Source organism: Burkholderia sp. Bp8994 (genome assembly GCF_003853805.1).
Classification (GTDB): domain Bacteria; phylum Pseudomonadota; class Gammaproteobacteria; order Burkholderiales; family Burkholderiaceae; genus Burkholderia.
Genome location: NZ_QTQH01000002.1, coordinates 255866 through 270950, shown reverse-complemented (window position 1 = coordinate 270950; position 15085 = coordinate 255866). Strand labels below are relative to the sequence as shown.

General features: G+C 68.6%; 11 protein-coding genes. 8 read left to right on the top strand and 3 right to left on the bottom strand.

The window, feature by feature from the left end; translation table 11 throughout:
- Positions 1-160: 160 nt before the first annotated feature.
- Positions 161-1864, top strand: coding sequence for an alpha,alpha-trehalase TreA (gene treA / locus DIE04_RS03120; RefSeq protein ID WP_124523027.1), 1704 nt, complete (start codon positions 161-163; stop codon positions 1862-1864).
- Between the two features lie 91 nt (positions 1865-1955).
- On the opposite strand, the gene DIE04_RS03115 is transcribed toward treA, so the two are convergent.
- Both DIE04_RS03115 and DIE04_RS03110 read right to left on the bottom strand, forming a co-directional pair.
- Positions 1956-3446 carry a carbohydrate porin gene (locus DIE04_RS03115; protein WP_124522365.1) on the bottom strand — a complete coding sequence of 497 codons (1491 nt, stop codon included), beginning with the start codon at positions 3444-3446 and terminating at the stop codon, positions 1956-1958.
- Positions 3447-3558: 112 nt separating this feature from the next.
- Complete coding sequence (locus DIE04_RS03110; protein WP_124522363.1) at positions 3559-3828, bottom strand: hypothetical protein; 270 nt, start codon at positions 3826-3828, stop codon at positions 3559-3561.
- 1069 nt (positions 3829-4897) lie between these two features.
- Here DIE04_RS03110 and DIE04_RS29645 point away from each other — a divergent pair.
- Complete coding sequence (locus DIE04_RS29645; RefSeq protein WP_185500299.1) at positions 4898-5035, top strand: hypothetical protein; 138 nt, start codon at positions 4898-4900, stop codon at positions 5033-5035.
- Positions 5036-5147: 112 nt separating this feature from the next.
- Positions 5148-6794, top strand: a complete 1647-nt coding sequence (locus DIE04_RS03105; protein ID WP_124485364.1) for an Nramp family divalent metal transporter — start codon at positions 5148-5150, stop codon at positions 6792-6794.
- A gap of 83 nt (positions 6795-6877) precedes the next feature.
- Here DIE04_RS03105 and DIE04_RS03100 read toward each other — a convergent pair whose 3' ends face one another.
- A complete protein-coding gene (locus DIE04_RS03100; protein ID WP_124523028.1) occupies positions 6878-7783 on the bottom strand; it encodes a LuxR family transcriptional regulator in 906 nt (301 codons plus the stop codon).
- Positions 7784-8063: 280 nt separating this feature from the next.
- Here DIE04_RS03100 and DIE04_RS03095 point away from each other — a divergent pair, with 280 nt between their 5' ends.
- The 5 genes from DIE04_RS03095 (at position 8064) to sctD (ending at position 15002) form a co-directional block, all read left to right on the top strand.
- Complete coding sequence (locus DIE04_RS03095) at positions 8064-8897, top strand: autoinducer binding domain-containing protein (protein WP_044847604.1); 834 nt, start codon at positions 8064-8066, stop codon at positions 8895-8897.
- A gap of 238 nt (positions 8898-9135) precedes the next feature.
- Positions 9136-11349: a type III secretion system export apparatus subunit SctV gene (sctV, locus tag DIE04_RS03090; protein ID WP_124522359.1), complete on the top strand. Its 2214-nt coding sequence runs from the start codon at positions 9136-9138 to the stop codon at positions 11347-11349.
- Positions 11346-11624, top strand: a complete 279-nt coding sequence (gene sctS / locus DIE04_RS03085; protein ID WP_124485367.1) for a type III secretion system export apparatus subunit SctS — start codon at positions 11346-11348, stop codon at positions 11622-11624. The genes sctV and sctS overlap by 4 nt, the downstream gene beginning before the upstream one ends.
- Positions 11624-13663 carry a type III secretion system outer membrane ring subunit SctC gene (gene sctC, locus DIE04_RS03080; RefSeq protein ID WP_124522357.1) on the top strand — a complete coding sequence of 680 codons (2040 nt, stop codon included), beginning with the start codon at positions 11624-11626 and terminating at the stop codon, positions 13661-13663. The genes sctS and sctC overlap by 1 nt, the downstream gene beginning before the upstream one ends.
- Positions 13644-15002 carry a type III secretion system inner membrane ring subunit SctD gene (gene sctD / locus DIE04_RS03075; protein WP_124522355.1) on the top strand — a complete coding sequence of 453 codons (1359 nt, stop codon included), beginning with the start codon at positions 13644-13646 and terminating at the stop codon, positions 15000-15002. The genes sctC and sctD overlap by 20 nt, the downstream gene beginning before the upstream one ends.
- The last annotated feature ends 83 nt before the right edge of the window (positions 15003-15085 follow it).

The window sequence follows — 15085 nt, the reverse complement described above, 5'->3', positions numbered from 1 at the left end:
GAGGCGGCCGCGAAACTTGCGTGCGATGCGCGTTTCGTGCGACAGTCGGAACTCATCTGCGGATGACAACGACGCGCATCGATCGACGGCCATCGAGACGAGCGCACGCGCGAACGAGACCCCTGCCGAACCATTCATCATCGAAAGGAGGGGACACGTCATGACGTCACGTCGCGCCGCATCGACCGCATCGCATCCTGCCTCGCATCCGTCCGTGCCCGCGCCGCGTCTGCGCTGGGCCGCCGTGCTCGCCGTCGCTTACCTCGCGGTCGCCGGCTGCGCCGCGCAGGCCGACAGTGCGAACCAGGCCGCGATGCAGGCGGCCAGCCAGTCCGCCGCGCCCGCCACGGCGCCGGCTTCCGGCACGCTGCTGCCGCCGCCGAGCCAGCTCTACGGCGACCTGTTCGTCGCGGTGCAGACGGCGCAACTCTATCCCGACCAGAAGACCTTCGTCGACGCGACGCCCAACGCCGATCCGGCGACGATCGTACAGTTGTATCAGCAACAGAAGTCGCAGCCGGGCTTCTCGCTGAAGGCGTTCGTCGACCAGCACTTCACGCCGCCGCCGGAAGGCGGGGTCACGCCGCCCGCGAACCAGACGCTGCGCCAGCACATCGACTGGCTGTGGCCGCAGCTCACGCGCACCAGCACGACGGTGCCGCCGTACAGTTCGCTGATCGCGCTGCCGAAGCCGTATGTGGTGCCGGGCGGCCGCTTCCGCGAAGGCTACTACTGGGATACCTATTTCACGATGCTCGGGCTGCAGGTGTCGGGGCGCGAGGATCTCGTCGACGACATGCTCGACAACTTCGCATACCTGATCGACACGATCGGCCACATCCCGAACGGCAACCGCACGTACTACGCGAGCCGCTCGCAGCCGCCGTTCTTCGCGTACATGGTCACGCTCGCCGCGCAGGCCGAGGGCGACAAGGTCTACCAGAAATACCTGCCGGCGCTGCGCAAGGAGCATGCGTACTGGATGCAGGGCGAAACGACGACGCCGCGCGGGCAGGCCGCGCGCAACGTGGTCGCGATGCCGGACGGTGCGGTGCTGAACCGCTACTGGGACGCGAGCGACACGCCGCGCGACGAGTCGTATCTCGAGGACGTGACGACCGCGAAGGCCGTGCCGGATCGCCCCGCGAACGAGGTGTACCGCGACCTGCGCGCGGGTGCCGAAAGCGGCTGGGACTACAGCTCGCGCTGGTTCGGCGACGGCCGGACGCTCGCGACGATCCGCACGACGGCGATCGTGCCGGTCGACCTGAACAGCCTGATGTTCCATCTCGAGACGACGATCGTGAAAGGCTGCGCGGTCACGCGCGACTTCGCGTGCGTCGCGGATTTCTCCGGACGGGCGGCGCGGCGCGCGGCCGCGATCAACCACTATCTGTGGAACCGTCGCGGCTATTACGGCGACTACGACTGGCAGTTGCGCAAGCCGCGCGACGGCGTGACGGCGGCCGCGCTGTATCCGCTGTTCGCGGGCGTCGCGTGGCCCGAGCGTGCGAAGGCGACCGCGCGCGAGGTGCGCAAGACGCTGCTGCAGCCGGGCGGCCTCGCGACGACGACCGCGAACACGGGCCAGCAATGGGACGCGCCGAACGGCTGGGCGCCGCTGCAGTGGATCGCGATCGACGGGCTGCGCCGCTACGGCGAGCCGGCGCTCGCGAAGGACATCGGCACGCGCTTTCTGACCGACGTGAAGCATGTGTATGCAACCGAAGGCAAGCTCGTCGAGAAGTACGTGGTCGAAGGGGCTGGCGCGGGCGGCGGCGGGGGTGGCGAATATCCGCTGCAGGACGGCTTCGGCTGGACCAACGGCGTCACGCTGAAGCTGCTCGGGCTGTATGGCGAGTGACAGGCCGCGTGCATTGCATGCACGCACCTGAACGAGCACGGGCCGGATCGCCGCGCGCGCGGCAGTCCGGCCCGTTTCGCATGCGCGGATGTCAGAACGTGATCGTCGTGCGCACGCCGACCACCGTTTCGTCGCCGATGCGCGCGCCGGCCGCGTTCGGGTCCGGAATGCCGCCGCCCGGCCGGAAGAAGTGCTGCAGGTCGGCCTGTACCTGCCACCACGGCGCGACCTGGTACTGGTAGGTCGCCTCGATCACCGTTTCCGCGCGCCGCACCGGATAGCCGGGCGTCGTGAACCTGCCGGTGTCGCCGTCGAGCGCACGCGCATGCGAGCCGATCTTCGCGTAGCCGACCGCGATGCCGGCCGTATCGTCGTCGCGGCCCTTGAACGGCGCCTTGAGCGTCACGCCCGCATTCGCCGCGAAATCGACGACGTTGCGATCGCCCGGCGCACCCATCACGCGCGCGAACACGCCGACCGAGCGCGGGCTGTCCGCCGACGGCCGCCATACCATCTGATCCGCGACCGCATAGAAACCGTAGTTACCGCGATGCGTGGCGGGGATCCCGTTGCTGGCCGGATCCGCGAGCGACAGCCCGTCGGTGCCGACGCGCGGATCGTTCGCGTGCTGCGACTGATACCAGAAGCCGAGCTTGTACGTGCCGGGCAGGCCGGCCGGTTGCGGTGCCTTCGGGTCGGCGGGCGGCGCGTTCAGCGCGTACTGGAGTTCGCCGATCACGAACGCGCCGCTGCGCAGGTTGAAGTTGGTGCCGTGCGCGTTCAGCACCTGCGCGTCGCCGTCGCTGCGGCCGGCCGGATTGCCGTCGAACACGCCGACCATCGCGGTCCACGCGTCGGCCGGCTTCACGCGCAGCCGCACGCCGAGCGACGACAGCGGATAGGCAGCGCCGCCGGCCGGCAGGTCGGTCGCCGGCAGCACGGGCCAACCGAACGTCGCGTTCATGAACGTCGCCGCGTACTGGCTGACCATGAATTCCTGGTCGACGCTTTGCTGGCCGATCTTCACGTCGGCCTTGCCGGCGAGGAACGCCTGCTGGTACCAGAGTTCCCACAGCCGCGTGGTCGAATTCGCCTCGATGCCAGTCGCGGTCTGCAGCGTCTGCAAATAACGCTGCGTGAGGTTGGTGCCGTGGATCTGCAACCCGGACACGTTGAACGTGCCGCCCGGCAGGCCGATCGCCTTCTCCGTATCGACGTTGAAGCCGAATTGCGTGAGGCCCTGATAGGCACCGCCGCGCTGCGTGCCGCCCGCGGCGTTGTACAGGTACTCGCTGGTTTCCTGCAGGTTCAGCGTGACGCCGTGATCGCCGAGCACGTCGCGCAGGCCGCCCATGTTGCCGAGCAGGTTCGACCGTTCCCAGAAACCGGTGGGGGCGGGCGCGGCAGCATCGGCGGCCGGTGCGGGGGCGGCGGCAGTGTCGCTGGCTCCGGCGGCCGGTTCGGCCGCGATGGCCGGTGACGACGATTGCGCGAACGCAGGCGCGGCCGCGAGCGACAGCAACAGCGCGGCGAGCGCGTCGAGGCGCGCTGTGCGCGGCGCGGATGCGAAGCGATTTTTCATGCGGGCTCCATGATTCGAGTGATTGGTTTGGCTGAAGCAGTGAAAACGTCAAGCGATGGCGCAGGTGCGGGCGGCGGCGCGCGGGCATGCTGCGCGTTGCGCGCGCGACCCGTTACGGCAGCCAGCCGCCGATCCGCCATACGTGCGTGAAGCCGAGGCGCGATGCGGTCGCACAGAGCAGCGCGACGAGCGCGACGGCGGCCGCCATTGCGCCGGCCAGCACGCAGTCGAGCGGGCGCGGTGCCGCCGGCAGGTGCGCGAGCGCGCTGCCGCGCCAGTTGCCGAACGTGTGGGCGAGCGGTGCAAGGGCCGAAGCGAACGAGCGGTCGGACACGACACGCGCGAGTTGCCTGAGTCTGACCATGAGCGATTGAAACAACATGACGTGCCTCCGTCCGGTCCGGCGCTTGCCGGACGACGTGATCGAGCACGGGTGCATGACGCGACCGGCGCTCGGCGATTGGAACGTAACGGAGCGTGCGACACGGACGATCCGGCGATGCCGGCCCGGGAGGAAGCGCGCTAACCCGACGATGGCGAGCTAGCGGCGAAAGACATGCGCCTGGCTGCTATCTCGCGATGGCTTGGCCGGCCTGGACCGGCATCGAACTGCAACTGGAGCATGCGTCCACGAAGGGACTCCCTTGATGAATTGGGGCGGATTGTAGTCGCGAGTTTTGCTGCGGTGCAAGCAAAAAAGGCGGCGACGCTGCGCATTTCGCACCGCGTGCGCCGCCCCACCGGGGCCGGTCGATGCCCGCTGCGACCGCCCGCCGGCGGCGCGCGGCGACTGTTGCTCGCACGCATCGGCGGCGCATGCGCTCCGCGGCGCTGAAAGGTTGCGGCGCGTCATTTGGGGCGCGAATCTTTCAGTCCGCATGAACCCGAAAAAATATTCCGTCAAGCCTGTTCCAAAGGGTTGACTTCCGTTTCGGCCGGTCCATAGAATCCGCCATCTTCACTCTTGGGGCCGCCGCCTTGGACGCCTGCAGTAGTCGATCTTCGAACGAAGTTTCCGCCTGAGCGACCGACGTCCGCGCCTCATCGAAGCCGCCGTTTGTCCCACAGGCAAACGGTGCGCGCAGCAGTATTTCGCAGTAACCCCCTCGTGCACCCTGATTCGCGCCGGTTAGCGTGATGCGTTTGCGCACGCGCCATCCGGTTTCGCCGCCGCCCGGCGCGCGGCCGCGTTCGCGCATGCGTTTCGCATGCACCCGAATGGCGGCCCGCGCGCCGGGCGGCGGCCAACCGTGTTCTCCGGAACACCGCACAGGAGCCGCCATGAACGACAGTGACAGTTGTCCCTTATGCCCGTTGCACCAACAGACCCTTTTGAACCCGGGTCGCAGGGACATGCCGGCCGACTAGCCTGACACGTCGTTCAGGCCCCGGACTGGCCCCGCACCCACCACGCGGCCGGCATGCATGCCGTTGCCGCCAGGAGCCAGACCATGAACTTCGGCCTTCTGCTGTCGAATCTTCCGCAAGTCACGCGATCGCATCCGCACTACGACGCGATGCCGATGCTCGACGCCCGTCCGCGGGTGTTTTCCCGGTTGTTCAACCGGTTGAAATCGCTGCTTCGCTGAACTGAAACACCGAGCGCGTCTCGGCATGCGCGCGCGGGCCCCGGGCCTGTTACGCGCGCGTATTCCAAGACCACACGCTTGACCGAAAAAAACCAGCCGTACGGAATTCATCATGTCCACGCCATCCAACGTCTCTCCACCGATCGCCGTCGAACGCAGTGCCGTGCTCGACGAAGCCCACCTGGGCGACATCCGCGGCGCGCTCGGCACCATCGCGCATCACGACACCGCCGCGCGCGGCACGTGGTGGGCGCGCCTGCGCACGCTGCTCGCGATCATCGGCCCCGGCCTCATCGTGATGGTCGGCGACAACGACGCGGGCGCCTTCGGCACCTATACGCAGGCCGGCCAGAACTACGGGACGACGCTGCTGTGGACGCTGCTGCTGCTCGTGCCGGTGCTGTACGTGAACCAGGAAATGGTGCTGCGCCTCGGCGCGGTCACGGGCGTCGGCCATGCGCGCCTGATCTTCGAGCGCTTCGGCAAGTTCTGGGGCGCGTTCAGCGTGATCGACCTGTTCCTGCTCAATGCGCTGACGATCGTCACCGAGTTCATCGGCATCACGTTCGTGCTGGCTTTCTTCGGGCTCCCGAAGATCGCGGGCGTGTGCGTGGCGGCCGCGCTGACGATGGCGGCCGTGAGTACCGGCGACTTCAGGCGCTTCGAGCGGTTCGCGATCGTGCTGTGCGTGCTGAGCCTGCTGCTCGTGCCGGTGCTCGTGTCGATCCACCCGCCGGTGGCGCAGATGTCGCGCGACTTCTTCGTGCCGAACTGGCCCGCGCACGCGAAGCTGTCCGACGTGATGCTGCTCGTGATCGGCATCGTCGGCACGACGGTCGCGCCGTGGCAGCTGTTCTTCCAGCAGAGCTACGTGATCGACAAGCGCATCACGCCGCGCTTCATGAAGTACGAGAAGGTCGATCTGTGGATCGGCATCGCGTTCGTGCTGATCGGCGCGGTCGCGATGATCGGCTTCAGCGCGGCGCTGTTCGGCGGCCATCCGGAAGCGGGCAACTTCAGCGACGCGGGCGGCATCATCGCCGGCCTCGAGAAGTATGCGGGCCGCACCAGCGCGACGCTGTTCGCGGTCGCGCTGCTCGACGCGTGCATCATCGGCGCGGCGGCGGTGTCGCTGTCGACCGCGTACGCGATCGGCGACGTGTTCAAGATCCGTCATTCGCTGCATCGCGGCGTGTCCGATGCGAAGGGCTTCTATCTCGTCTACTTCGGGATCGTCGCTGCCGCTGCCGCGCTCGTGCTGATCCCGGGCAGCCCGCTCGGCCTGCTGACCGAAGCGGTGCAGACGCTCGCGGGCGTGCTGCTGCCGAGCGCGACGGTGTTCCTGCTCGTGCTGTGCAACGATCGCCAGGTGCTCGGCCCGTGGGTCAACTCGACGAAGCTCAACATCTTCACGGGCGCGGTGATCTGGGTGCTCGTGCTGCTGTCGATCATCCTGACCGCGTCGGTGATGTATCCGGACATCAGCGGCGAAGCGATCATCGACGTGCTGGTCGGCGGCACCGTGCTCGCGATCACCGGCTATCTCGCGACGGTGCTGATCCGCCGCAACAAGCGCGTCGTCGAGCCGGGCATCGATCGCGCGCTGCGCGCCACCTGGCGCATGCCGCCGCTCGACACGCTCGAACCGCAGAACATGACGGTCGCGACGCGCGTCTGGATGGCCGTGCTGCGCGGCTATCTGGTGATCGCGGTCGGTCTCGTGATCGTCAAGGTCGTGCAGATGACGCTGCTGAAGTAACGCCGTTCGGCGTCATCTCCTGGTGTGCGCACATGCCGGCCCGCGAGGCCGGCATGTGCGTTTACGCGGGCAGAGCGCGCGCGTCAGATCAGCTCGAGCTTCGACGTCAGGTACGTGAGCTGGATCCGGTTCGCGACGCCGAAGCGCTTGCGCAGCTTGCGCAGGTGATAGTCGACATTGTGCGCGCTGGTGTCGAGGCGCCGGCCGATCTCCTTGTCCGACGCGCCTTCCGCGATGCCCAGCAGCAGTTCCTGCTCGAACGGCGTGAGCCCGTTCACGGCGCGTTCGCGCGACGTCGCGATCAGTTGCGGCGACGCGAACTTGTGCACCGACAGCCCGATCGACAGCGCCTGCTCGATCGTCGCCGGCGTGATCCATTCGCGCGTGCGGCGCGGCGCGGTGAAGCTCATGAACGCGTGCAGCCGCGTGCCGGGCACGGCCATCGAATACATGATGCCGCTGCACATGCCGTCGTCCTGCATCGTCTGCAGGAAACCGTCGAGCGCGGCCGGGCTCACGCACGGGCCGCCGTCGCGCGCGCGGTGTTCGCGGCGCAGCTGCTGCAGGTCCCACACGATCGGCATGTTGCACACGCGCGCGTCGAGCGTGCGCGGATCGATGTCGTGATGGTTGTGCCGGACGTAGTCGCCGCGATAGGTGGGCGGCGTGAACGCCTCGTGCAGGTAGAGACTTTCGACACGCTCCCGCGAGAATTCGAGCGCGAAATACGCGAACGTCGAGAAGCCCGTCAGGTGCAGCAGGCTGATGACGATCCGGTTGCGTTCGGCGGTGCTCTGCGCGTGCGCGAGCGTATCGGCGACGCCGAGCTTCGGCGCGTGCGGCTGCGCGATGTCGTCGCGCTTGACGTCGTCGCACCAGACGACCTGCACCGGGCGCGCTCTCGACGCGTCGGCACAGGCGACCGTCCGCCGCGGCGGACGGGGCAAGGTTGGGGCGACCGCTTCTTCTTGCAATGCAATATCGGACATGAGCCATCCCTCGGAATCGACGCGCATCGCGCAGCGGCAGCCGTGTCGTGCACGGTGCCCGCGACGATGCGATCGAGCATCTTTATGATATGCGCCGATCGTCATCCAGACGAAACGCGGGGGCATTGTACAAAAATGCCTGTCTGCGCGTAATATGCCGTAATACTAATTCGGGCGAAAGGTTCATATTCGCACCGGTATAGAGTCGACCAGAAAATCATAAAGAAAAGACCAAATCGTGACGGGGCAGGTTCACATATTGGGAAAGGGTGGGCTCCTCATGACATATGCTGACGACGCGCCACGCGTCGAGTGGTTCTCGCAAGCCGATATCGCGGCCGCTGCCGCTTATTCGAAAGAAATTCATGCAATCGAGCGCGACGTTTTTACCGGCATTCAAATCGCGCCCGGTAAATCCGACCTCGCTTCCGTCGATTTCTCCCAATGCCATGCGCGATTGCGGCAAATCGGTTTCAGCACGCTCGGCTACGGCGCCTACGAGATGATCGGGCGGCGCATCCTGTGCGCGCATCTGCTGCGCGACCTCGCGCCCGCGACGTTCATGCAGCCGTATATCGAGGGCATGCTCTACGAGAGCGACCCGCGTTTCGCGCAGGTGCGCAGCAGCGGCTTCCCGGTCGCGTGGCGGCTCGACGAGATCGAGTCGGCCGCGCAGGGCAGCGGCGACCGCAAGGTGCTCGCGCTGGCCGGCCATCTGCGCGCGCATGCAATGAACAGCGGCGTGATCTTCAGCCTGTCGGCGCCGCGGCTCGACCTGCGCGTTGCCGTGAACGTGACGTCTGAAGCCCACGGCACCGAATGGATCGACGATCGCGTGATCGGCGGCGCGCTGTCGGTGAGCCTTGCCGTGCATCGCGTCGCGCTGCCGTTTCTCGAGGCGCGCATCGCGCGCATGCGCGGCTTCGCGCTCGGCGACGAGCAGCAGCAGGTGCTCGACCGGCTCGTGCACGGGCTGTCCGACCAGGAGATCGCGAGCGCGCTGCGCACGTCGCTGCACAAGGTCGGTCACCATATCCGCTCGCTCGAAAAACTCTTCAACGTGCAGAACCGCGCGCAGCTCGCGTATCTCGCCGCGCGCCGTCTGGAGTCCTGACCCTGTCTCCCCGCGCGGCGCCAGCCGCGCGATGGAAGCGGTTCCGGCGATGCGCGCGCGCAGGCGCCGCCGGGTTTCGTAGTCCGATCCGATCGTCACCGGAAAACGGCTGCGACGCTACGAGGCGCCTCCCTTTTTACGCGGTTGCGCGTCGCTACACTCGTCCCATTCAACGGTCCGCGCTACGCGGGGCATGACGGCCCGCGCCCGCCGGCGACAACGACAGGACGACGGCACGATGGCAGAACCGAAGGCGCTCCCTCGCGACTGGCAGCGGATCTTTTCCGCCGGCCGCAGCGTGTCCGGGCGACGTCTCGGGGCATCGCCGCGCGCCGACCTGTTTCTCGCCGCGTTCATCGTGTCGGTGGTCGCGCTGTTCATCCTGCCGCTGCCGCAAGCCGCGCTCGACGGGATGATCTCGCTGAACCTCGCCGCGAGCGTCGTGCTGCTGACGGTGTCGACCTACGTGCCGTCGGCGGTCAGCTTCTCGTCGTTTCCCGCGCTGCTGCTGTTCACCACGCTGTTCCGGCTCGCGCTGAACATCGCGTCGTGCAAGCTGATCCTGCTGCACGCGAACGCGGGCCACGTGATCGACGCGTTCGGCCGGCTCGTGGTCGGCAACAACGTCGTGGTGGGCGGCGTGGTGTTCCTGGTGATCGCCGTCGTGCAGTTCATCGTGATCGCGAAGGGTTCGGAGCGAGTCGCCGAAGTCGGCGCGCGCTTCTCGCTCGACGCGATGCCGGGCAAGCAGATGAGCATCGACGCGGACCTGCGCGCGGGCATCATCAGCGCCGACGAAGCGCGCGAGCGCCGCGAGAAGCTCGAACAGGAATCGCAGATGCACGGCGCGATGGACGGCGCGATGAAGTTCGTGAAGGGCGATGCGATCGCGGGCCTCGTGATCGCGTTCATCAACATCGTCGCGGGCATCGCGGTCGGCACGCTGATGCACGGGATGAATATCGGCGAGGCGCTGCAGCGCTACGCGATCCTGACGGTCGGCGACGGGATGGCGTCGCAGATCCCGTCGCTGCTGGTGTCGATCGCGGCGGGCATCGTGACGACGCGCGTCGCGACGCGCGACACGCGGCAGCGCCAGCTCGGCGAACAGCTGGGCGAGCAGCTCGGCGCGCATCCGCGCGCGCTGCTGATCGCGGCGCTGGTGCTGGCCGGGTTCCTCGTCGTGCCCGGTTTTCCGAAATGGTCGTTCGCGCTGATCGCGCTCGGCCTCGGCGCGTTCGCCTTCACGCAGCTCAAGCGCAAGACGACCGCGCCGAGCTTCAACCTGATTCACATCGCGGGTCGCATCGGCGCGACCGACGACGGCCAGCCCGCGAAGGTGTCGCATGCGGCAGGCGTCACGTCGCTGATCGCGGTGTCGCTGTCGGATGACCTGCGCACGACGCTGAACCTCGCGCAGCTGCAGACCGCGCTGTCGAGCGCGAAGGCGCGCGTCGACGCGGACATCGGCACGGTGTTTCCACGCATCACGCTGAACGACGACGAAGGGGCGGCGCCCGGCACGTACCGGATCTATCTGCAGGACGTGCTCGCCGCGCAGGGCGCGCTGAAGCCGGGCTGGCTGCTGTGGGACGGCGTCGCGCCGCTGCCGGAGCGCGCGGAGCGCCAGCCGGCCGAGGCCTTCGGCCCGTTCGCGACCGCGCTGTGGATCAAGCCCGACGGCGCGGCGCCGGACGGCAAGTGGCTGACGAGCGAAGGCGCGCTCGCCGCGCACGTCGAGCAGATCGTGCGCCAGCATGCGGACGAGCTGCTCGGCATCCAGGAAACGCAGGCGCTCGTGCACCTGGTGCGCCGCGAGCATCCGGAACTCGTCGGCGAACTGACGCGGCTCGTGCCGCTGCAGCGCGTGACCGAGGTGCTGCGCCGGCTGCTGGCCGAGCAGGTGCCGATCCGCAACCTGCGCGTGATTTTCGAAAGCCTGATCACATGGGCGCCGAACGAGCCGGACGACGTGATCGCGCTGGTCGAGCTGGTGCGCGTCGACCTGCGCCGGATGATCACCGATCGCCATGCGGGCGCGACGCGGCAGCTGCGCGTCGTGCTGTTCGAGCAGAACCTGCAGGAGCGGATCGAGAACGCGGTGATGCGCACGAAGCAGGGCAATTTCCTCGCGCTGTCGAGCGCGATCAAGCAGGACATCGGCGAACAGGTGCGCGCGATCGTGCAGGCCGCGACGGCGGCGCAGCCGGCAGGCGCAGGCGGTCACGGCAACCCGCCGGGCGCCGCGCGGCTCGCGGTGATGGTCGCGCTCGGCGCGCGCCGCTACGTGAAGACGATTTTGCAGCCGGTGCTGCCCGAACTCGCGGTGCTGTCGTACCAGGAGGTCGAGGAGGACGTGCAGCTGCATACGGTCGGCTGGGTGAAGAACCCGCCCGACGACGGCACGCTCGGCGCGGGCGCCGGCGTGCGTGCGCCGGGAGTCGTGCAATGACGAGCTCGACGATCCTCGACCTGACCCGGCAGGCGCTGATGCTGGTGCTGCTGCTGTCGCTGCCGATCGTGCTGATCGCCACCGTCACCGGCCTCGTCGTCGCGATCCTGCAGGCCGTCACGCAGGTGCAGGACGCCAACCTCGGCATCGCGGTGCGGCTGATCGCCGTGATGGTCGCGCTCGTGCTGCTGTCGGGCTGGCTCGGCAGCGAGGTGCTGCGCTTCGCGCAGCAGGCGCTGGAACGCATGTTCGTTTCTTCCACAGGAGTGTTTTGATGCGTCGACGCGTCGCCCCGATCCGGTTTCAACCGCGCCGCCTGCAACGGGCCGCGCTCGCCATGTGCGCGACCGCGCTGCTCGCCGCGTCGCTGTGCGTGACGGTCGCGCAGCCGGCGCGCGCGGCGGACCTGCGCTGGCGCAACAAGCCGTTTACGATCGTCGCGAACGGCAAGAAGATCGGCGACTTCATTCGCGAGCTCGCATCGTCGCAGGGCGTGACGGCCGTGGTCGACCCGAAGGTCGACGGCGTGATCAGCGGCCGCTTCTCGGGCACGCCGCAGCAGACGCTCGACACGATCTGCTCGACCTACGGGCTCACGTGGTACTACGACGGCTCGTTCCTGTACGTCGACCCGGCCGACCAGTCGCAGACGCAGATGATCCCGATCCCGCCGAACGCGGCCGGCGAGATCGGCCGCGCGCTGCAGGCGATGCAGATTCCCGACAAGCGCTACACGCTCGTGATCAACGATCGCGCGAACAGCGTGTACGTGGCCGGCCCGCGTCGTTACGTGGAGCTCGTGCGGCAGGCGGTCGGCTCGGTCGGCGATCCGTCGGCGAACGGCGCGCATGCGGACATCCGCGCGTTCCGGCTCCGGTACGGCTGGGCGTCCGACTTCACGATCAACCGCTCGGGCAAGGAAGTGACGGTGCCGGGCGTCGCGACGATCCTGCGCCGGCTGTTCGGCAAGGGCGGCGGCACGAGCGAACTGCCGTCGAGCACGCCGCTCGGGCAGGCCGCGCGCCAGGTGAAGCTCGGCTCGGGGCTGACGATCGCGGTGCCGCGGCTCGATTTTCCGGACATTGCCGGCGGCCCGCGCCAGGGCGGCTATGGCGGTGCCGACGGCGCTGCCGGCGGCGTCTCGCCGTTCTCGAACGGCGGCGGTGGCGACACGCTGCCGCAGATCGTCGCCGATCCGGCGATCAACGCGGTGATCGTGCGCGACCTGCCGGAGAACATGTACCGCTACCAGGCGCTGATCAACCAGCTCGACGAGCGGCCGCGCATCGTCGAGATCAACGTGACGATCATCGACATCAACGAGGATTCGCTCGACAGTCTCGGGATCGACTGGCGCCTGCACACGACGCACGGCGACGTGCAGATCGGCAACGGCGCGAATCCGCTGAACGGCAACACGCAGTACAACGGCGCCGGCAATCCGCCGCTGACGTTCGGCGTCGGCGCGTCGGAGACGGGGCAGACCGGCACCTTCATGCCGACCGGCATCGCGCTGACCGCGTCGATCGGCGGCTCGCTGCGCAACTACCTGCTCACGCGCGTGAACGCGCTCGCGCAGAAGGGGCAGGCGCAACTGCGCTCGAAGCCGAAGGTGCTCGCGCTCGACAACACCGAGGCCATTCTCGAGAACCTCACGCAGTTCTACGTGCAGGTGCAGGGCTACCAGGATTCGTCGCTGTACAGCGTGACGACCGGCACCAGCATCAAGGTGACGCCGATGATCGTCGACGAGGCGATCCGCAATGCGGCCGCCGTGTCCGGCAACCCGCAGAGCGTGATGATGTCGATCGACATCCAGGACGGCAACATCGTGCCGGGCCAGGCCGTGTCGAACGTGCCGGTGATCCAGCAGCGCAACATCGTCACCAAGACGATGATCGACGAAGGCAAGAGCCTGCTGATCGCGGGCTTCAACGACGACGAGGTGCGGCTGAACAAGAGCGGCGTGCCGTGGCTGTCGGACATCCCGCTGATCGGCAACCTGTTCAAGTACACCGACAAGTCGGGCAACCACATGGAGCGGTTCTACCTGCTGACGCCGCGCGTGGTGACGACCGCGTCGATGTACGCGCCGGACGGCTCGCCGGTGAACCCGGGCGCGGACGGGCCGGCCGGTTCGAACGGCACGTCGATGTATCGCCCGCCGGACAACGACATCGCGGTGCCGCTCACGCCCGCGCCGCTGCCCGGCACCAAGTTCGGCCCGCCCGCGCTGCCGCCGCCGAAGGATTCGGCGGCGCAGCCGGTGGCGACGACCGCAGGAGCGTCCACCCATGTCGACGACCATCATTGACCCGCACGGCGACGGCGCATTGTCCGGCGGCGCGGCGGGCGCCGCGGCCGGGGCGCCCGCGCTCGCGTCGCCGTGGAACCTGTGCTTCCTCAGCGGGCCGATGTACGGCCGCACGATGTCGCTCGCGCGCGGCGCGAACTGGGTCGGCACCGCGGCCGACTGCGAAGTGATCCTGCCCGATCGCGAGATCGGCGCGAAACAGGTATGCCTGCAGGTCGGCGCGCTCGCGGTGACGGTGCAGAACCACGGCGGCGACGGCGGCGCGCCGGTGCTGTTCAACGACGCGCCGCTCGGCGCGGGCCGCCGCTCGATGACGCCGCAGGACGTCGTGACGGTCGGCTCGATCAAGCTCGGCATCGCGCGTCACGCGCAGGCGAGCGTCGCGGTGCCCGACGAGGCCGACACGCCGGACGCCGCGCGCGAGGCCGCGTGGCTCGGCTGGCTCACCGGCGGGCTGCGCCGTCTCGGCAGCCGGCGGCTCGTGATCGCGGTGGTCGCGCTGTGGATCGGCGTGCTGCTCGGCGCGCTCGGTTACGGCTTCGTCGCATGGTCGGGGCGCCTGCCGTGGCAGCACGAGTCGGTGCTCGCGCGCACGCACCGGCTGCAGCAGCTGCTGCACGCGTATCCGGAGCTCGCCGTCGCGCCGCGCGACGACGGCGTGATCGTGTCGGGTTACGTGAGCGATCCGGCCGCGCGGGAACGCGTCGCGCAGATCGTCGCGGGCGTCGACAACGCGGCGCTCGGCAACCTCTACGTGGTAAGCGATCTCGTCGCGACCGCGCAGACGTATTTCAGCGACACGGCGCTGACGGTCACCTATCTCGGCCGCGGCCGGATCGAATTGACGGGGGCGGCCGAGCGCGCGCAGATCGAGCCGCGTATCCGCAACTACATGAAGGACGCGCGTCCGGCGCTCGAGGTGGTCGACCACGTGCGCGACGCCGATGCGGCCGCGCCGCGCACCGCGACGACACTCGGCGGCGTCGCGGGGATTCCGGAGATCACGACGGTGTTCGCGGGCGACGGGGACCAGCGCTACATCGAGACGGCCGACGGCAGCCGCTATTTCGAAGGCGCGCGGCTGAAGGAAGGGCCGACCGTGGTGTCGATCGGCCCCGACGAAGTGGTGTTCGAACGCAATGGCCAGCGCATCACGATGCCGCTCGGCGGTCCGTCCGCGAGCGCGCCCGAGCGGGCATCGGCGCCGCCCGTGCCGCCGCTCGCGAGCGGCGCGGCGGCCGGCGTCGCACAGCCGGTGCCCGGACCGGCGTTGTTGCCGGATGCGCCGGCGGTACCGGCGGTTGCTGCGGCCGGCGCATCGAAGGCGGCGGCGCGTTAGCGCCGCGACAGGACTTGCGCATCGCGCGTCGCGCGGTGCGCGCATTACGCGACACGCCGCGCGCATGCGGCGCGTCACGTCGC